General features: G+C 63.7%; 17 protein-coding genes. 10 read left to right on the plus strand and 7 right to left on the minus strand.

Annotated features, from left to right (window positions below):
- Positions 1-146 precede the first annotated feature (146 nt).
- Both JN280_RS29735 and JN280_RS29740 read left to right on the plus strand, forming a co-directional pair.
- Positions 147-548: a DUF5330 domain-containing protein gene (locus tag JN280_RS29735; RefSeq protein WP_202307631.1), complete on the plus strand. Its 402-nt coding sequence runs from the start codon at positions 147-149 to the stop codon at positions 546-548.
- A gap of 177 nt (positions 549-725) precedes the next feature.
- Positions 726-1,154 carry a SufE family protein gene (locus JN280_RS29740; RefSeq protein ID WP_202307632.1) on the plus strand — a complete coding sequence of 143 codons (429 nt, stop codon included), beginning with the start codon at positions 726-728 and terminating at the stop codon, positions 1,152-1,154.
- 91 nt (positions 1,155-1,245) lie between these two features.
- Here JN280_RS29740 and JN280_RS29745 read toward each other — a convergent pair whose 3' ends face one another.
- Positions 1,246-1,671, minus strand: coding sequence for a MucR family transcriptional regulator (locus JN280_RS29745; RefSeq protein WP_202307633.1), 426 nt, complete (start codon positions 1,669-1,671; stop codon positions 1,246-1,248).
- Positions 1,672-2,088: 417 nt separating this feature from the next.
- On the opposite strand from JN280_RS29745, the gene msrB reads away from it, so the two are divergent.
- Complete coding sequence (gene msrB, locus JN280_RS29750; protein WP_202307634.1) at positions 2,089-2,523, plus strand: peptide-methionine (R)-S-oxide reductase MsrB; 435 nt, start codon at positions 2,089-2,091, stop codon at positions 2,521-2,523.
- Here msrB and JN280_RS29755 read toward each other — a convergent pair.
- On the minus strand, positions 2,510-2,881 hold the full coding sequence (locus JN280_RS29755; protein ID WP_202307635.1) for an SH3 domain-containing protein: 372 nt from the start codon (positions 2,879-2,881) through the stop codon (positions 2,510-2,512). The genes msrB and JN280_RS29755 overlap by 14 nt on opposite strands.
- 112 nt (positions 2,882-2,993) lie before the next feature.
- Between JN280_RS29755 and JN280_RS29760 the strand changes: the two genes are divergently transcribed.
- From JN280_RS29760 to JN280_RS29770, 3 genes are all read left to right on the plus strand, one after another.
- The gene (locus JN280_RS29760) at positions 2,994-5,099 is read left to right on the plus strand and encodes a S9 family peptidase (RefSeq protein WP_202307636.1); all 2,106 of its coding nucleotides are present in this window, start codon (positions 2,994-2,996) and stop codon (positions 5,097-5,099) included.
- Between the two features lie 99 nt (positions 5,100-5,198).
- A complete protein-coding gene (locus tag JN280_RS29765; RefSeq protein WP_202307637.1) occupies positions 5,199-5,801 on the plus strand; it encodes a TetR/AcrR family transcriptional regulator in 603 nt (200 codons plus the stop codon).
- Complete coding sequence (locus tag JN280_RS29770; RefSeq protein WP_244742251.1) at positions 5,798-7,300, plus strand: MFS transporter; 1,503 nt, start codon at positions 5,798-5,800, stop codon at positions 7,298-7,300. Before JN280_RS29765 ends, JN280_RS29770 begins: the two co-directional genes overlap by 4 nt.
- A 72-nt stretch (positions 7,301-7,372) precedes the next feature.
- Here JN280_RS29770 and JN280_RS29775 read toward each other — a convergent pair whose 3' ends face one another.
- From JN280_RS29775 to JN280_RS29790, 4 genes are all read right to left on the minus strand, one after another.
- Positions 7,373-8,326, minus strand: a complete 954-nt coding sequence (locus JN280_RS29775; protein ID WP_202307640.1) for a cytochrome c — start codon at positions 8,324-8,326, stop codon at positions 7,373-7,375.
- A gap of 7 nt (positions 8,327-8,333) precedes the next feature.
- Positions 8,334-8,774: a c-type cytochrome gene (locus JN280_RS29780; protein ID WP_202307642.1), complete on the minus strand. Its 441-nt coding sequence runs from the start codon at positions 8,772-8,774 to the stop codon at positions 8,334-8,336.
- 152 nt (positions 8,775-8,926) lie between these two features.
- Complete coding sequence (locus JN280_RS29785; protein ID WP_202307644.1) at positions 8,927-9,529, minus strand: superoxide dismutase; 603 nt, start codon at positions 9,527-9,529, stop codon at positions 8,927-8,929.
- 107 nt (positions 9,530-9,636) lie between these two features.
- A complete protein-coding gene (locus tag JN280_RS29790; protein ID WP_202307646.1) occupies positions 9,637-10,515 on the minus strand; it encodes a branched-chain amino acid aminotransferase in 879 nt (292 codons plus the stop codon).
- A 161-nt stretch (positions 10,516-10,676) separates the two neighbouring features.
- On the opposite strand from JN280_RS29790, the gene JN280_RS29795 reads away from it, so the two are divergent.
- Both JN280_RS29795 and JN280_RS29800 read left to right on the plus strand, forming a co-directional pair.
- Entirely contained in the window at positions 10,677-11,339 is a 663-nt protein-coding gene (locus JN280_RS29795) for a haloacid dehalogenase type II (protein WP_202315109.1), read from the plus strand.
- A 258-nt stretch (positions 11,340-11,597) separates the two neighbouring features.
- Positions 11,598-12,323 carry a L,D-transpeptidase gene (locus JN280_RS29800; protein ID WP_202307647.1) on the plus strand — a complete coding sequence of 242 codons (726 nt, stop codon included), beginning with the start codon at positions 11,598-11,600 and terminating at the stop codon, positions 12,321-12,323.
- Positions 12,324-12,406: 83 nt separating this feature from the next.
- Here the strand turns inward: JN280_RS29800 and JN280_RS29805 are convergent, their stop codons facing one another.
- On the minus strand, positions 12,407-13,975 hold the full coding sequence (locus JN280_RS29805; protein WP_202307648.1) for a helicase HerA-like C-terminal domain-containing protein: 1,569 nt from the start codon (positions 13,973-13,975) through the stop codon (positions 12,407-12,409).
- Positions 13,976-14,301: 326 nt separating this feature from the next.
- On the opposite strand from JN280_RS29805, the gene JN280_RS29810 reads away from it, so the two are divergent.
- Positions 14,302-15,744 (plus strand): methylmalonyl-CoA mutase subunit beta, encoded by a 1,443-nt coding sequence (locus JN280_RS29810; protein WP_202307649.1) that lies wholly within the window; start codon positions 14,302-14,304, stop codon positions 15,742-15,744.
- Complete coding sequence (gene scpA, locus JN280_RS29815; RefSeq protein ID WP_202307650.1) at positions 15,741-17,867, plus strand: methylmalonyl-CoA mutase; 2,127 nt, start codon at positions 15,741-15,743, stop codon at positions 17,865-17,867. The genes JN280_RS29810 and scpA overlap by 4 nt, the downstream gene beginning before the upstream one ends.
- Positions 17,868-17,902: the final 35 nt, after the last annotated feature.

Raw genomic sequence — 17,902 nt, forward strand, 5'->3', positions numbered from 1 at the left:
GATCGCTAAAACTCGAAGCGAAATTGAGGAAAATCCGATTCGTTCCGGCAAGCCGTCCTTTGGGCGCGCCGTGCCAGTGTCTTGCCAAGGAAGCGGCCGCGCCCCCCAACGGGCCTCGCCGCCGACACGAGACGAGAGGCAGAAAGATGCGTTTCCTCATCCGCATGGGTTTCTGGTTTTCGCTGGTCCTGCTGCTCCTCCCCTTCCATAGCGAGGGAGGCTCTGACGGAGCGCCAGGCGTCAGCCCGATAGAGGCCGTTTTCGCGGCCCGGGATGCAGTCGGCGACCTGGCGGGCATATGCGAACGAAAACCTGACGTCTGCGAGACCGGCAAGTCCGCCCTGCAGACGATCGGAGTGCGCGCCCGTGAAAGCGCACGTATCGCCTACGAACTGCTCGACGATCGGTTCGCCGAGCCTGACCCGTCGCTCAGCACCGGCGGAATTCCGGGCGGGGAGATACAGCCGAAACCGGGCGTCGCGTTCAAGGAGAATGCTATGCAACGGACCCGGGACGTCTCCGCTCCGATTCCGTCGGCGCGTCCGTAGTCCTGACCATGGCCGGCTCGATCCTCGATCTCCCGCACGGAGCGAATCGCGGCATGGCAGTATACGAGCGGCTGATCGCTTTCCGGCGCCTCTTGTTTTCGAAGTTCGCGCGGGCGTCTGCCGCGTAAGCTCTTTTTCCGTGACCTCGGCGCCGCCGCTCACTATATCAACGGCAGGATGACCATTGCGATCGAAACCATAAAGGACGATTTCGCCTTCCTGGACGAATGGGAAGACCGCTATCGTTACATCATCGAGCTCGGCCAGGGCCTGTCCCCCTTTCCCGAACAGTCGCGCGACGATGCGCACAAGGTTCGGGGTTGCGTCAGTCAGGTTTGGCTCGACACCGCGCGCGGCGGTGGCCCTGACCCCGTCCTGACGTTTCACGGCGATTCCGACGCGCATATAGTGCGCGGGCTGGTGGCTATCATGATCGCACTGTTCTCGGGCCGCCGCGCCAGCACGATCCTGGCAACGGAGGCGGAGGAGACGATGCGCGAGCTCGGCCTCGATGAGCATCTGACCCCGCAGCGCGCCAACGGGCTGCGCTCCATGGTCCGGCGAATCAAACGCGAGGCAGAAGCGGCACTGGAACCCGCGGAATAGAGCACGCCGCGCAGCGTCGCAGAAAACAGCCGCCCAAAAACAAAAACGGCGCCTCGCGACGCCGTTTGGTAGAATTGCATCGAACCGCCGATCAGCGACCCTTGCGCTTGCGGCCGAGGCCCATCTTCTTCGCCAGTTGCGAACGCGCCTGCGCATAGTTGGGCGCGACCATAGGATAGCTGGCGTCCAGGCCCCATTTTTCACGATACTGATCCGGCGTGAGCCCATAGTGGGTCATCAGGTGCCGCTTCAGCGACTTGAACTTCTTTCCGTCCTCGAGGCAGATAATGTAGTCGTCGTGAACGGACTTCTTCGGGTTGACCGCCGGCTTCTGCTTGTCAACGACAGGCTGATCGCTGCTGCCGCCGACGCGACCGAGCGCTGCATGCACATCGGCGATCAGGTTGGGAAGTTCCCCGACGGGAACGGGGTTGTTGCTGACATAAGCGGCGACCACATCGGCCGTCAGCTCGATCAACATTTCACTATTTTTTGCGGGTGCGTCTACGATATCCATCTTGCTCCAGGCCCCAATGCTTGTTTCTACCAGCCCCGTTTTTTGTGGTTGTCGGGGCCGGGCGCGACCACTCGACAGGCATTCGACCTTCCGATTCGCGCATCACTTATTTAATTGATGTGCACAGTAAATCAAGTCTATCAAACGCTATATTTCGAGGAAGTTCCCGGCGCTTCAGTCTTGTATTAAGCCTATGTTTTTCTTGTGATCGAAAACGCCGACTTCGAAATAGGACATCATTCCTTTCTTGTGTGGTCAGCCTGCAACCTGTATGTCGGGCGGACGGTGCATCGGAAGGGACCATGTGAGACTCTTCCGGCAGCCTAGGCTGACTCAGTTCTCGCAGCCTGGCCACATAGATGCTTGTCAGACGCTCGACAAGCATATCCCGGGGATACCCGACCGCAGGAGCAGGACATGACCGGCAATCTCCAACTGAAGGTGCAGAAAACGGATGCCGAGTGGCGCGCGCTGCTGACACCGGAACAGTATATCGTCACACGCGAACGCCGAACGGAGCATGCCTATACCGGCACCAACTGGGAGAACATGGCCGACGGGACATATCATTGCGTCTGCTGCGGACGACTGCTGTTCGCGTCGCAGGCCAAGTTCTATTCGGGCGTCGGCTGGCCTGCCTTCTGCGCGCCGGCCAAGCCCGATGCCGTCACCGAGCACGACGACCGGTCGTTCTTCATCCGCCGCACCGAAGTGCGTTGCGCGGACTGCGGCGCGCATATGGGCCATGTCTTCAACGACGGCCCGAATCCCACCGGCCGGCGGTACTGCACGAACGGCACGGCGCTCGAATTCCGCAAAGCGGCACCCCGACAGGACGTCAATGCGGCCTGATATATTTGCCGTAGACCCAGCCCGTCTCGAATTGGCCGTTCCTGGCAGGATCATGCCAGACCTCGCACCAGCGGTAGCGGACGGCCTGAGCCTGCTTCCAAGGCGGAAGATACGCAATGTCTGTGAGATCGGGCCCTTCGCCGGTGCAGCGCCCGGTCATCTGCAGCACCGTCCCGTTGGGATAGGCGGCCTGCTTCTGCGAACTGCCCGACGGATATTTGCGCACGTTCAACGTATCGTCCCAAGGCACATTGGCGACCTGCCAGGCCGCGAAGACGACGGCTTCGGCACCCGCCGAGAAGAACGTGACAGTGCAGGCCAGCGCAAAGGCTGCAACGGCGGCGGCACGAGATTTCATCCAAAGTCTCCCTGGGTTCGTCTCTATAGTTGCGCTTTTATGATCCGACTGTTGAACCAAACCTGATCGGCATGTTCACCGAGCATTCACGATTCATCGAAGACGGGAAGCAATGACCAAGAACAACGCATTTCCGGCGGCCACGCCACCGGCGACCGACAAGCGCCCGGCATCGGACACGCACCACGGCATCAGCCGTATCGACGAATATGGCTGGCTGCGCGCGGACAACTGGCAGGAGGTGTTCAAGGATCCGTCGGTCCTCGATCCCACGATCCGTAAGCATCTCGAGGCGGAAAACGCCTACCAGTCGGCACTGATGGCCGACACCGCGGAACTGCGCGCCGTCCTCTTCGGTGAAATGAAAGGCCGCATCAAGGAGGACGATTCCTCCGTGCCGATGAAGGATGGCCCCTTTGCCTATGGCTCCTCCTACAAGAAGGGAGGCGAGCAGCCGCGCTTCTTCCGCACGCCGCGCGATGGCGGACAGGAGACGATCATCCTCGATGGCGACCATGAAGCCGAGGGCAAAGCCTATTTCCGCATCGGCGACGTCGAGCATTCGAGCGACCACCGTCGCCTGCTCTGGGCTTTTGACGACAAGGGTTCCGAATTCTACACGGTCCGTGTGCGCGATATGGACGGCGGCGCCGATCTCGATGATCTCGTCACGGATACCGGCGGCTCCGGCGCCTGGGACGCGGCGGGTGACGGCTTCTTCTACGCCCGCCTCGACGCCAACCACCGGCCGTCCAGAATATTCTTCCACCGTATCGGAACCGACTGCGCGTCGGACCAACTGATCTATGAAGAGAGCGATCCCGGCTTCTTCATGAGCGTGGGCGGCAGCCGCAACGACGAGTGGATCTTCATCGCCATCAACGACCACGAAACGTCGGAGTATCACGTCATTCCGGCGGCGGATCCGCTCGCCGCCTCCCGCATCGTGGCACCGCGCGAGACCGGGCTGCAATATGACATCGAGGACGGCGGCGCGGTCTTCTTCATCCTGACCAATGCCGACGGCGCCAAGGACTTCAAGATCATGTCCGCGCCAGCCTCCGCACCGGAACGCGCAAACTGGACCGAATTGGTGCCGCACGAACCGGGCCGCCTCATATTGTCGATCCTCAGCTTCAAGGACTACCTCGTGCGGCTCGAACGCAAGGATGGGCTGCCGCGCATCGTCATCCGCGAACTGAAAAGCGGCGACGAGCACCTCATCGCCTTCGACGAGGAAGCCTTCTCCCTCGGCCTCTCCGGGTCCTACGAATATGACACCGAGGTCATGCGGTTCTCCTATTCGTCGATGACCACGCCTTCGCAGCTCTTCGACTACAATATGCGCAGCCGCGAGCGCACCTTGCTGAAGACCCAGGAGGTGCCTTCCGGCCACGACCCGGAGCATTATGTGACGCGCCGGCTGATGGCTCCGTCGCACGACGGCGAACTGGTGCCGGTGTCGCTGATCCATCATCGTGACACGAGACTCGACGGGACCGCCCCTTGCCTTCTCTACGGCTACGGCTCCTACGGCATCACCGTGCCCGCCGCCTTCAACACCAATTGCCTGTCGCTCGTCGACCGCGGCTTCGTCTACGCCATCGCCCATATCCGCGGCGGCAAGGACAAGGGTTACTCCTGGTACGAGGACGGCAAGCGGGAAAAGAAGACCAACACTTTCCACGACTTCATCGCGGCGGCTCGCCACCTCGTCGCGGAACACTACACTTCGCACGGCCGGATCGTCGCCCAGGGCGGGTCGGCCGGCGGCATGCTGATGGGCGCGGTCGCGAACATGGCGCCGGAAGCCTTCGGCGGCATCGTCGCCGAGGTACCCTTTGTCGACGTGCTGACGACCATGCTCGACGACACGCTTCCCCTCACCCCGCCGGAATGGCCGGAATGGGGCAATCCGATCGTATCGGAGGCGGACTACCATACGATCGCGGCCTATTCGCCTTACGACAACGTCTCCGCCCAGGACTATCCGCCTGTCCTGGCAGTTGCCGGTCTCACCGACCCCCGTGTGACCTATTGGGAACCGGCGAAATGGGTCGCCAGGCTGCGCGAGCGCAAGACGGGATCAAACCCTGTTCTGTTCAAGATCAACATGGACGCCGGCCATGCAGGTGCTTCCGGCCGCTTCTCGAGACTGGAAGAGATTGCTTTCACATACGCATTCGCCCTCAAGGTGACGGGCAAGGCCGCGGCATAGGAGATAGTACCCTTAGGAACGACCGGAACGTCGTCGAGTCCGGTCGGCTCTTGACTTTCCCAAAATCTCAATCAATTGATTGATGGAGAGTCGAATACGATGAATGTAAGCGGAACCACGACCCGCAGGGCCGAAATTGCGATGGCGGCACGCTCGCTGGTTGCCGAGCGCGGCTTCGAGGGGCTGCGAACGCGCGACATCGCCGAGCGGGTGGGCATCAATATCGCCACCTTGCACTACCACATACCGACCAAGGAGAGCCTGATCGAACTCGTGGCCCAGTCGCTTCGGGACGATTTCATTGCTCAATCCGAAGCGCGCCCGCGTGCCGGCCTCTCCCCGCTACAGAAGATCCGTCTGGAGTTCGACGACTTCCGCGACACGCTCGTGAAAAATCCGGAACTTTTCGTCGTTCTTACCGAGTTGAGGATCCGAGCACGGCGCGACAAGAAGGTTGCAGCCGCCATCGGCCCGATGACGGCCTACTGGCATCGGCAGTGGAGCGAAATCCTGTCCGCCGGCCGCAACGACGGCAGTCTGCGGCCAGATCTCGACCCCGCCGCCGCGGCAACCATGGTGATCGGTGCCCTCATGGCGTCGGAGCGGTTTTCCGACGATCCGGCAGCCCATTTCGACCGCGTGGTCGCCGAACTCGAGCGCGCCCTCACGAACCCCGCCGCCATTTACAGGTCAAGCCCATGAACATGCCCGCACCGACAGCAGAGGCCTATCCGCGCCGCTGGGCGGCCCTCGCCATCCTGCTTCTCGCCGCATTCATGAATCTCGTCGACCTGTCGATCGTCAATGTCGCCCTGCCCAGCATGCAGCGCAACATGGATGCCACCAGCGCCCAGATCGAGTGGGTCGCGGCGGCCTATGTGATGGCTTTCGCGCTCGGGCTGCTTCCCTTCGGCCGCTTGGGCGACCGCATCGGACGCAAGCGCATGTTCCTGCTGGGTGTCGGGGGCTTCACCTTGTTCTCGATGTTGTACGGCGTGGCCCCGACCATGACCACGCTGATCGCGGCTCGGGCGCTGCAAGGCCTCGCCGGCGCCATGATGATCCCGCAGGTGCTGGCCCTGGCGCAGATCATGTTCCCACCCGAGGAACGCGCTCTCGCCTTCTCGCTGTTCGGGCTGTCGGCCGGGCTGGCGTCGGTGACCGGCCCGCTGGCGGGCGGCCTCCTGATCGACGCCAACCTTTTCGGCCTCGACTGGCGGCCGATCTTCCTCGTCAACCTGCCGATCGGGCTGCTTGCGATTCTTGCCGCCGCCATGGTGGTGCCGGCGACCGGTGCGAACCGGGACCTCAGGAACGATTGGGGTGGCATGCTGATCGCCGGGCTTTCCGTCTTCCTGCTGATCTTTCCGCTGATCGAGGGCCATTCCTATGGATGGCCGGGTTGGGCCTTCGTCATGATCGCAGCGGCAATCGCCGGCTTTGCGCTCTTTTTTGTCTACGAACGCTGGCGTGCGCGGCAGAATGCCAGCGAGTTGCTGCCGGTTGCCTTGCTCGGAAACACCAATTTCCTGCTGGGATCGATGATGACGATCGTCTTCTTCAGCGGTGTCTCCGGCTTCTTTCTGGTGCTCGCCATCTTCCTGCAGAGCGGTTTCGGCTTCACGCCCCTCCAGTCGGGCCTCACCACCACGCCCTTTCCCGCGGGCGTGCTGATCGCCTCGGTCATTTCAGGCCGCCTCGGCCTGCGCTGGTCCCGACAGCGCATCGCGCTCGGCGCGCTGTGCCTGGCCGCCGGCATGCTGATCCTGCGCGTCATCGTCGGCGGGACCGGTGATGCCGTCGACCACTGGGATCTCTTTGTGCCGCTCATCCTGTGCGGCTTCGGCATGGGCGTCGGCATCTCGCCCATGTTCCAGACGGTGCTGTCGGGCGTGCCGCCGCGCGACGCCGGCTCTGGCTCAGGAGCGCTGCAATCCTTCCAGCAGATTGGCAGCGCGGTCGGTATCGCCATCACGGGCCAGATCTTCTTTTCAACGCTGACCGCCCGGATTGCCGCGGGATCGGCGAAGCACCCCGCCTATGTCGTCGGCTTCGAAGGCGCATTGCTCTACGAAGTGCTGGCGTTTCTTGCCGTGGCCGGCCTCGTCCTCTTGCTGAAGGCGCCGCCGGCTGGCGCGCATTCCGGTCGCGGCGGCGCACGGCCTCAGCCACAGGAACAGGCCGTCGCCGCCGAAATCTGAAGCTCAGCCTGTTGCTCGTGCCTGCGCGGTAGCCGTCGCCGGAGCCAGCTTGGCTCCCTGCGGCGGCAAACGTCATTCCGCGGGCTGCGGCCTTGCGGGATAGCCGTTCGGATGTGGCGGTACCGCCTTCAGATAGGCGGCGATCGCGGCGCGGTCTTCCGGCGTCAGCTTCGCCATGTTCTGCTGCACAGGCACCATCGCGCCGCCAACGGAATCGAAGTCGGGTGTGAAGCCGGTTTCCAGGAAACCCGAGATATCGCCCTCGGACCACGCGTCGATGCCACCCTCGCCGCCGGTGATATTTGGCACCACCCCTTCGCCCTCGGCAGCGACGGCGCCGGCGAGCCATTGGCCCCGCTCGATGCCGCCGGTGAAGGCGCGCGGCGTATGGCACTCGCCGCAATGGCCCGGCCCTTCCACGAGGTAGCGCCCGAGCCGCACTGGTTCCGCCGTGTCGTCACCGAGTGCGATCACCGGGTCGGAACGGAGATAGGCCAGCTTCCAGAGGCCGATACCGCGACGGATGTTGTAGGGGAAACCGAGCACATGCGGCGGAGCCTTGCCGCCGACCTGCGGCAGTGTCTTCATGAAGGCATGGAGATCGGCGACATCCGACGGCTCCATGCGTGTGTAGGAGGGGTAGGGAAACGCCGGGTAGAAGTGCTCGCCCGAAGGCGACACGCCCCGCAGCATCGCGTTGGCGAAGTCCTCGAGCGACCAGGCGCCAATGCCATCCTCCGGGTGCTGCGAAATGTTCGGCGCGACAAAAGTGCCGAAGGCCGTCTTGAGCATCAAGCCACCGGCAAGTTCAAGTTTCGCGTCGCCTTCCGCCTTGGGCCGGGCGTGGCAGGATGTGCAGCCGCCGGCCCAGAACATGCGCTCGCCACGCTTTGCGTCACCTGTGCCGAGCGCGGCCAGTTCAGCCGCGCTCAGCCTGTTTGGTGTGGTGAGAAACCAGAAGCCTGCAGCGGCCAGGCCACCGACAATGACGGCGGCGGCCGCGAGTTTCCCGAACAGCCGCGCCAAGCCGGGGTCAGCCCTTCTTGATGCGGAAGGTTTCGTGGCAGCCGCCGCAATTGGCGCCGATCGCGCCGAATTGCGCTTTCAGCGCATCGACATCTTTTGGGGCGGCGGCAACGGCCGCGGCCGTGTCGGCCCTGAACTTGTCCACCTTGGCCTGGAACTCCGTCGGCTCTTCCCAGATCTTGGGCGAGGCGGTTGTCTTCTCGCCCGTGTCGCTGCCCGCGGGGAACAACGCTGCGACGTCGATCTTCTGCGCATTCTCGCTGAGTTGCGTGAGAGCAGCCATCACCGCAGCTTGATCGAAAGGCTTTTCGCCCTTCACGATCGGCGCCAGCACGCTGGCCGCCTTGCCGTTCGCCTTCATGAGCGCTTGCCTGTCGGCGATCGGATCTGCGAATGCGGCCGATCCGGCCAGTGCAAGAACTGAGATGGCGAGTATGAGCTTTCTCATGAAGTCCTCCGGTTGTGGAAATGCCGCCCCTTGTCGGCAACGCGAAAGCTGGACCAAAACTTCCGCGAAATCGCTACACGCTTCCGTGAACGCTCATACACAAACAAGAACCCCCGGCGATGCCGGGGGCCATCCGTCTCGGAATGCTGCGATCAGCCTTTGGCCTTCTCGTAGAGTTCCAGCACGTAATCCCAGTTGATGAGGCTGTCGACGAAGGCTTCCAGATATTTCGGCCGGGCGTTGCGGTAGTCGATGTAGTAGGAGTGCTCCCACACGTCGACGCCGAGAATCGGCGTGGCGCCGTGGACCAGCGGGTTCTCGCCGTTCGGTGTCTTGGAGACAGCGAGCTTGCCGTCCTTTACCGAGAGCCAGGCCCAGCCCGAGCCGAACTGGGTGGTGCCGGCTGCGATGAAGTCGGCCTTGAACTTGTCGTAGCCGCCGAGGTCGCTGTCGATCGCCTTCTGCAGTGCGCCCGGAAGCTTGTTGCCGCCGCCACCCTTCTTCATCCACTTCCAGAAATGGATGTGGTTGTAGTGCTGGCCTGCATTGTTGAAGAGACCGGGATTCTTGCCGAAGGACTGCTTGACGATCTCCTCGAGGGAGAGGTTGTCCATTCCGGCCTCGGCCGCCAGCTTGTTGCCGTTGTCGACATAGGCCTTGTGGTGCTTGTCGTGATGATATTCCAGCGTTTCCCTCGACATGAAGGGCTGCAGAGCTTCGTAGTCATAGGGCAATTCGGGCAGTTCGAAAGCCATGGATCATACTCCTTCTTTGGCAATGTCCGGGCAGGTCCTGCTCCGGAAGATAGGCGGGTTTTGCGACAGCTCAACCGCACGATCGCGGTTTGCGCGGAAATATCCGGTCACTTCCCGGCGCTCGAATGCGCCCAGTCCCAATAGAGCTTGCGCGCCTTCCTGGCCACCGGTCCGGGCTGCAGGATTCGCTGCTCGATGCGTGTCACCGGCACGACTTTGGAATGGTTGCCCGTCGAGAAGATCTCGTCGGCTTCCATGAATTCGCGAACCGACAAGGTCCGTTCGACCGTCTGCATCCCGTCCTCGGCGAGCAACGAAATGGTCCGCGAGCGGGTGATGCCGGAAAGGAACGTTCCGTTGGCGGCCGGCGTGAAGACCACGCCGTCCTTGACCATGAAGATGTTGGACGAGCCGGTTTCGGCGACGTTGCCCAGCATGTCCAGAACGAGGGCATTGTCGAAGCCGCGCATCTTGGCCTCCATGATCGCCCGTCCGTTGTTGGGGTAGAGACATCCGGCCTTGGCGTTCGTAGGCATTGTCTCCAGCGAAGGCCGGCGGAAAGGCGAAACCGTCACGGAAAAACCTTCCGGCGGAAGCATCGGCGATTCGTAGAGGCAGAGGCAGAAGCGGGTCGAGGCCGGGTCGGCCGGCACCCCCATATAGCCACCATGCTCGGCCCAATACATCGGCCGGATATAGACAGCCGTCTTGCCATCGAATTTGCGCAGGCCCTCCCAGGTCAGCCGGCAGATGGTCTCGGCCGTCTCGGTCGGCTTCAGCCCGAGCGCGATGGCGGAGGCATTGACCCGGCGCGCATGCCGGTCGAGGTCGGGGGCCACGCCTTCGAACCACCGCGCCCCGTCAAAGACACTGCTGCCCAGCCACATGGCGTGCGAGCGTGGGCCGACGATTGCGACATTGCCCTCATGCCAGTCGCCATCGACAAAGGTCCAGGTCCTGGATTGCGCGGGGGTCGCCAAGCTCATCGGCATGCTCCATCTTTTCGACGTGGCCCTATGCAGAATACCTTTGCGGTGCGATCGTCAACCGGGTTGACGAGAGAATCGCTCGGTCCAGTACATGCGCCAGCCATGGTCCGCGGCAGGGGCGGTGCATGCGGGAAACTCTGGCGACGCAAGAGGAAGCCATGCGCCATTCCGCCTACGTGTTCGATGCCTACGGAACCTTGTTCGACGTCCATGCCGCCGTGCGCCGGCTGGCGGGCAGGATCGGCCCGGACGGCCAGATGTTCTCCGAGATCTGGCGCGCCAAGCAACTCGAATATTCCTGGACCCGCAGCATGATGGGCGCCTATGCCGATTTCTGGCAGCTCACCGAGCAGGCGCTCGACTTTGCCTTCCAGAAGATCCCGTCGGCCGACCCCAAGCTCCGCGCCGAGTTGCTCGACGCCTATTGGCATCTCGATTGCTACCCCGAGGTGCCCGCCGTACTGAAGGCGCTGAAGGCCGACGGCGCGCGTCTGGCCATCCTCTCCAACGGTTCTCCCAGGATGCTGGAAGCGGCCGTGAAGTCCGCGGCACTGGACCACGTCCTCGACGAGATATTCTCGGTCGACGCGCTGCGCCGGTTCAAGACGGACCCTTCCGTCTACGACATGGCAACGACAGCATGGCGGCTCTATCCGAGTGCGGTCTCCTTTCAGTCGTCGAATCGCTGGGACGTTGCGGGTGCGACGAAGTTCGGTTTCCGCACGGTCTGGATCAACCGCACCGCTCAGCCCGACGAGTATCGCGACCTTAGCCCCGACGTCATCCTGCCGTCCCTCGAAGGACTGCTCGCGGCGGGTTGACCCACCCTTGAAGCGGGGCACTTCCAGTCCCTCAGTCGACGCATCGTGCGCCGTCCGGGGATCCGCCCCGATTCTCGACGGCGGAACGGCCGTGGCAGAAATGCAACAAGGCCGGAACCTTCACAACTTCGCCTTGCTTTCTTCACCCTGAAGTCGGAATTCGAACCGCCTATCGCCTTCGACATCAACGGGAGGAAAAGACGCTCCGTCCCGGCCGGGACGGCCACGCTTTTTTTGAACTGCAAGAACAAGGTCATCATGTCCGCGACTTCGCCTGCCTCCCTTACCCGCCGCCGCCTCCTCTCCCTCTCCGCCGCCGGCGCCGCATCCGTGGCGCTCTCGGCCTGCACGACATTTCGCCACGACATTTCCGTGCCACCCAAGGTAATGCCGCCGGTCAGCGTCGATCCCGCTTTCGGCAGCTACGAGATGATGTACGCGCCTGTCGTCGACGAGGGCTATCAGCTCCCAGGCATTCCGCTGGAGAAGATGAACCGGAAGTTCCTGCGCCAGATCGTCGCCGATCCGACCGGCGAGCGGCCCGGGACGGTAGTCGTCGACACCTCGACCCACTTCCTCTACCTCGTGCGCGAGGGCGGCGAGGCGATCCGCTACGGCGTCGGCCTGGGTCGTGCAGGTTTCGCCTGGTCCGGCCGCGCGGTCATCCAATGGAAGCGCAAGTGGCCGAAATGGACGCCGCCGGACGACATGATCGCTCGTCAACCGGAGCTCGAGAAATACAGCGTCAGGAACGGCGGCATGGAGCCGGGTCTGATGAACCCGCTCGGCGCGCGGGCCCTCTACATTTTCCAGAACAACGAGGACACGCTCTACCGTGTCCATGGCTCGCCGGAATGGTGGACCATCGGCAAGTCGGTCTCATCGGGCTGCGTGCGCATGCTCAATCAGGACGTGATGGATCTCTACGATCGGGTACCCAACAAGACCCCGATCGTCGTCACCAACGGTATCGGCGTCAGCTGACCCAATATAGGACATCCCAAAATGGTACGCGCGTTCCGGGAGGCCCCCGGAACAGATCGCCCGGAACCGGCCGGAAGGCCGGTTCAGAACCCCTTCTTCAGGCTTCCCAGAATGCCCCGCACAAGGGCGCGGCCGACCTGCGATCCCACCGAGCGCACGACTGACTTGATCGCGGCCTCGGTCACCGATTGACGGTTCGAGGGGCGCGGCGCGCGATAGGTCGTGCGCGAGCGGCCCGAGGGCGCGGGCTCGGCATCCCCGAAACCATCGGGCAACGTCCAACGCGATCGCCCGCCGCCCTGCTGGCCGGCGTCGCGCTGCTGCGCCTCTTCCTCGGCCTTGGCCCGGTCGGCAGCCCGCTTCTGCAGGATCTCGAAGGCCGATTCGCGATCGACCGTCTGGTCATACTGGCCGGCCACCGGACTTGCAGCCATGATGCCCTGGCGCTCCTGCGGCGTAACCGGTCCAAGGCGCGACGCGGGCGGGCGGATCAGTGTTCGCTGGACCATCGACGGAATGCCCTTCGCCTCGAGCGTGGACACCAGTGCCTCGCCGGTGCCGAGCCGGGTGATGGCGTCGGCGCAGTTGAAGTCGGGGTTCGGGCGGAAGGTGTCGGCCGCGGTCTTCACCGCCTTCTGCTCGCGTGGCGTATAGGCACGCAAGGCATGCTGGATACGATTGCCGAGTTGGGCCAGTACCGTCTCGGGCACGTCGAGCGGGTTCTGCGTGACGAAATAGACGCCCACGCCCTTGGAACGGATCAGCCGCACGACCTGCTCGACGCGGTCGACGAGGATCTTCGGCGCGTCGTCGAACAACAGATGCGCCTCGTCGAAGAAAAAGACCAGCTTCGGCTTGTCGGGATCACCAACCTCGGGCAGTTCCTCGAACAGCTCGGAAAGCAGCCATAACAGGAACGTGGCGTAGAGCCGCGGATTCATCATCAGCTTGTCGGCGGCCAGCACGTTGATCGCGCCACGTCCGTCACGCGTGGTGCGCATAAGATCCGAGATTTTCAGCGCCGGCTCGGCGAAGAAGTTCGCCGCCCCCTGCTGCTCCAGAATCAGCAGCGAGCGCTGGATCGCCCCGACCGACGGCTTGGTGACGTTGCCGTAGCGCGCTCCGATCTCGTCGGCGCGTTCGGCTATGTTGGCCAGCAGCGCCTGGAGGTCCTTGAGATCGAGAAGGGCCATACCCTCCTCGTCGGCGATCCGGAAGGCGATGTTGACGATGCCTTCCTGGGCTTCGGTGAGGTTCATCAGCCGCGACAGGAGCAGCGGCCCCATCTCCGATATGGTGGCGCGAATCGGATGGCCCTGCTGGCCGAAGAGATCCCAGAAGATGACCGGGAATTCCTGGAATTCATACGGGTCGAGCTTCACCGCCTCGGCGCGCTTGCTCAGGAAGTCCTGCGCCGTGCCCATCGCCGCGATGCCGGAAAGGTCGCCCTTGATGTCGGCCGCGAAGACCGGAACGCCGGCATTGGAGAAGCCTTCCGCGAGGATCTGAAGCGTCACCGTCTTGCCGGTGCCCGTGGCCCCGGTCACCAATCCGTGGCGGTTGCCGTATTTCAGCAGCAGTTCTTCGGGCCGCTGGTAGCTGTCGTCCGGCTTGCGGCTGGCACCGAGGAAAATACTGCTTTCGTCCGCCATGGTTTCGACCTCCGCACAGGACAATGGATCAAGGGGCCAGCCGGCCCTGGGGCAAGTATTCGGGCAAGGTATAATGAGGCGCCGATGGCGTCACAATGGCGTTGCACGAAAATGCGCCGTTACAGGCTCGCCGTTCCGGGATAGCTTGGTCATTCCGAATAGGGCTGTGATGGGGAGCGTTGCCGGTGACATGCGTGACATATGCCTATGACAAACGGGGTGGCGACCGCGCCCCGAAGAAGTGTTCAGCTTTGTTGCGTTGCGGCGGGGAGCGGGTATTAAAGTCTGCTGATCCTGCTCGACGAGGCTGGCGATAGGGAGGAATGATGATCGGCGGAAAGCTGCTCGAGGACGTCCGGTTCGAAACGTCGGATGCGGCGCAATGGAGGGCGCTCGCGGACAAGGCGCTGGCCGGCGCCACATTCGATGAAGTGCTCGTCTCCCGAACGGATGACGCCATCGCGGTCATGCCGCTCTACGAAAGGGCCAAGGACGCCATGCTGCTCCCCCGCGCCAACCCCGCCACCCGCTGGACCGTCACCCAGCGTATCGACGATCCGGACCCGACCCGTGCCAACCGTCAGGCGCAGGAAGACGTCGCGCAAGGCGCAACCGGCCTGTCTATTGTCTTCGAGGGGGCTCCGAATGCGTTCGGCTACGGACTCCCGGCCAATCCCGACGCACTTGCCAAGGCGCTCGACGGCATCGACATCGCACGCACCCATCTCAGGATCGACGTCCATCCGATGAGCCGCGCGAGCATCGACTGGCTCGTTGCTCTGCTGACGGCGCGCCGCGTCGACCCGGCGAATCTCAGCCTGTCCTTCGGCATCGACCCGGCAGCGATTTTTGCGGGTACCGGCAGGCTGCGCATGTCGGTGGAAGCACTGCTGGCCTCGATGCCGCAGTCGCTGGCGCATTTCTTCGGCCTTGGCGTGCCCGGCGTGCTGCTCGAGGCCGATGGCCGCGTCTTCCACAATGGCGGAGCCACGGAGGCGCAGGAACTGGGCATCATGCTGGCGGCGGCCGTGTCGCATCTGCGCATGTTCGAGGCCGCGCGACAGCCACTGGTCTATGCCGCGCCGCATATCGGTTTCGCGCTCAGCGTCGACCAGGACCAATTCCTGTCCATGGCCAAGGTCCGCGCCTTGCGCAAGCTGTGGGCGCGGGCGCAGGAGGCCTGCTCGATCGCTCCGGTTCCCTGCCAGGTACATGCCGAGACATCCTGGCGCATGATGACCGCGAAGGACCCGGAGACCAACATCCTGCGCGCCACCGTCGCCTGTTTCGCCGCGGCCACCGGAGGCGCCGATTCGATCTCCATCCTGCCGCACACCATCACGCACGGCCTGCCTGACGCGTTCGCGCGCCGCGTCGCGCGCAACACCCAACTCGTCATGGCCGGAGAAAGCCATGTCGACTTCGTCGCCGATCCGGCCATCGGCTCCGGCGGCATCGAGGCCTTGACCGACGGGCTCTGCGAGCAGGCCTGGAAGGAGTTCCAGGCGATCGAAGCGGAGGGCGGGCCTCTGAAGAGCCTTGCCGACAACCGCCTGCAGGTCCGTGTCGGCGAGGCCCGCGACAAGCGCGCCAAGGCCTATCGCGACAAGAAGCGGTCGATCGTCGGCACGACGCTTTATCCGCTGAAGTCGGAACGCCCGGTCTCGACGCTCGATGCCGAGCGTCGCCCTGCGCCGCAGGAAGGCACGGTTTTCTGCGAGGCGCTGGGCGCGCTTCGCATCGACGAACTGGTCGAGGGCCGGCCATGATTCCGGATTTCTCCAGGCTCGGCTGGTCGCAGCCCCGTAGCAGCACCGCCGAAACGGGCCTGGAGCGCTGGGAAACGCCAGAGGGCATCCCGTTCAAGCGCAGCTATGACGAGCGCGACGTCGCCGGGCTGCCGTTCCTGGACACCTATCCCGGCATGGCGCCATTCATCCGCGGCCCCTATCCGACCATGTATGTCCAGCAGCCCTGGACCATCCGCCAATACGCCGGCTTCTCTACAGCGGAGGAATCGAATGCCTTCTACCGGCGCAATCTCGCCGCCGGCCAGAAGGGCCTGTCGGTCGCCTTCGACCTGGCGACGCATCGCGGCTATGACAGCGACCACCCGCGTGTCGCCGGCGATGTCGGCATGGCCGGCGTGGCGATCGATTCCATTCTCGACATGCGCCAGCTCTTCGACGGCATCCCGCTCGGCGAGATGACCGTGTCGATGACCATGAACGGCGCCGTGCTGCCGATCATGGCGCTCTACATCGTGGCGGGCGAGGAGCAAGGCGTCGCGCAGAAGGACCTTGCCGGCACCATCCAGAATGACATCCTCAAGGAGTTCATGGTCCGAAACACCTACATCTATCCGCCGAAGCCCTCGATGCGGATCATTTCGGACATCTTCGCCTACACGTCGCGGCATATGCCGAAGTTCAACTCGATCTCGATCTCGGGCTATCACATCCAGGAAGCCGGGGCGACGGTCGACCTGGAGCTCGCCTATACGATCGCCGACGGCATCGAATATGCCCGTGCCGGCGTCGCCGCCGGCCTCGACATCGACAAATTCGCGCCCCGGCTCTCCTTCTTCTGGAACGCCGGCATGAATTTCTTCATGGAGGTCGCGAAGCTGCGCGCGGGACGGCTGCTGTGGGCGGCCTTGATGAAGAAGAACTTCGCGCCGAAAGACCCGCGGTCGCTGTCGCTGCGCGCCCATTGCCAGACCTCGGGCTGGTCGCTGACCGCTCAGGACCCCTATAACAACATCGTCAGGACGATGATCGAGGCGATGGCCGCAACCCAAGGCCATACGCAGTCGCTGCATACCAACTCCTTCGACGAGGCATTGGCGCTGCCGACCGACCATTCGGCGCGGATCGCGCGCAACACCCAGCTGGTGCTGCAGAAGGAATCCGGCACGACACGCATCATCGATCCCTGGGGCGGCTCGGCCTTCGTCGAGCGGCTGACCCATGATCTCGTCGCCCGGGCGCGGACGCATATCGAGGAGGTGGAGAGCCTCGGCGGCATGGCCGCTGCGATCGAGAAAGGCATTCCGAAGATGCGGATCGAGGAGGCGGCCGCCCGCACGCAGGCGCGTATCGATTCCGGCGAGCAGGTGATGGTCGGCGTGAATGCGTTCCGGCCGGAACGGGACATCGAAGTCGACGTGCTGAAGGTGGACAATGCCGAGGTGCGCGCGCGCCAGCTTTCGAAGCTGCAGGAACTCAAGGGCACCCGCGACGTCGCAGAGGCCGAGGCCGCGCTCGCGGCCCTCACCAGGGCGGCCGAGGGGGGCGGCAACCTGCTCGAATTCGCGATTCATGCGGCGCGCGCCAAGGCCACCGTCGGCGAAATCTCGCTCGCCCTGGAGAAAGTATTCGGCCGGCACGTGGCCGAGATCCGCACCATCTCGGGCGTCTATCGAAAGGAGATCGGCCAGAACGCGGCGGTAGACCGGGTCCAGGAGCAGGTCGAGCTGTTCGAGAGGAAGACCGGATCGAAGCCGCGCATCCTGGTCGCCAAGATGGGCCAGGACGGACATGATCGCGGCCAGAAGGTCATTGCGACCGCCTTCGCAGATCTCGGCTTCGACGTGATCGTTGGCGCCATGTTCCAGACACCGGAGGAGATCGCCAAGATCGCTGCCGATCACGATGTCCATATCGTGGGCGCCTCCTCCCTGGCGGCTGGCCATCTCACGCTCATTCCCGAGCTCAGGGAAGCTCTCGGCAGGCTCGGCCGGGACGACATCGTCATCGTGGCAGGCGGCGTCATCCCGCCGCAGGATTTCGACGCGGTGCTGAAGGCGGGAGCGGCCGACATTTTCCCTCCCGGCACCGTCATCCCCGAAGCCGCCGAACGCTTGATGAGCGGGCTGTTGCAACGGGCGTAATAACAGTCATTGCCCTCTTGGCTGAGCGATGTTAT

Source organism: Mesorhizobium sp. L-8-10, from assembly GCF_016756635.1.
Classification (GTDB): domain Bacteria; phylum Pseudomonadota; class Alphaproteobacteria; order Rhizobiales; family Rhizobiaceae.

What these genes read in the sequence shown, in the direction of transcription:
- JN280_RS29795 (WP_202315109.1), top strand. Translation starts at nt 10,677, where the DNA reads ATGCGCCATTCCGCCTACGTGTTCGATGCCTACGGAACCTTGTTCGAC.
- JN280_RS29745 (WP_202307633.1), bottom strand. Translation starts at nt 1,671, where the DNA reads ATGGATATCGTAGACGCACCCGCAAAAAATAGTGAAATGTTGATCGAG.
- JN280_RS29760 (WP_202307636.1), top strand. Translation starts at nt 2,994, where the DNA reads ATGACCAAGAACAACGCATTTCCGGCGGCCACGCCACCGGCGACCGAC.
- JN280_RS29800 (WP_202307647.1), top strand. Translation starts at nt 11,598, where the DNA reads ATGTCCGCGACTTCGCCTGCCTCCCTTACCCGCCGCCGCCTCCTCTCC.
- JN280_RS29805 (WP_202307648.1), bottom strand. Translation starts at nt 13,975, where the DNA reads ATGGCGGACGAAAGCAGTATTTTCCTCGGTGCCAGCCGCAAGCCGGAC.
- JN280_RS29740 (WP_202307632.1), top strand. Translation starts at nt 726, where the DNA reads ATGACCATTGCGATCGAAACCATAAAGGACGATTTCGCCTTCCTGGAC.
- JN280_RS29765 (WP_202307637.1), top strand. Translation starts at nt 5,199, where the DNA reads ATGAATGTAAGCGGAACCACGACCCGCAGGGCCGAAATTGCGATGGCG.
- JN280_RS29780 (WP_202307642.1), bottom strand. Translation starts at nt 8,774, where the DNA reads ATGAGAAAGCTCATACTCGCCATCTCAGTTCTTGCACTGGCCGGATCG.
- JN280_RS29810 (WP_202307649.1), top strand. Translation starts at nt 14,302, where the DNA reads ATGATCGGCGGAAAGCTGCTCGAGGACGTCCGGTTCGAAACGTCGGAT.
- msrB (WP_202307634.1), top strand. Translation starts at nt 2,089, where the DNA reads ATGACCGGCAATCTCCAACTGAAGGTGCAGAAAACGGATGCCGAGTGG.
- JN280_RS29785 (WP_202307644.1), bottom strand. Translation starts at nt 9,529, where the DNA reads ATGGCTTTCGAACTGCCCGAATTGCCCTATGACTACGAAGCTCTGCAG.
- JN280_RS29755 (WP_202307635.1), bottom strand. Translation starts at nt 2,881, where the DNA reads ATGAAATCTCGTGCCGCCGCCGTTGCAGCCTTTGCGCTGGCCTGCACT.
- scpA (WP_202307650.1), top strand. Translation starts at nt 15,741, where the DNA reads ATGATTCCGGATTTCTCCAGGCTCGGCTGGTCGCAGCCCCGTAGCAGC.
- JN280_RS29770 (WP_244742251.1), top strand. Translation starts at nt 5,798, where the DNA reads ATGAACATGCCCGCACCGACAGCAGAGGCCTATCCGCGCCGCTGGGCG.
- JN280_RS29735 (WP_202307631.1), top strand. Translation starts at nt 147, where the DNA reads ATGCGTTTCCTCATCCGCATGGGTTTCTGGTTTTCGCTGGTCCTGCTG.
- JN280_RS29790 (WP_202307646.1), bottom strand. Translation starts at nt 10,515, where the DNA reads ATGAGCTTGGCGACCCCCGCGCAATCCAGGACCTGGACCTTTGTCGAT.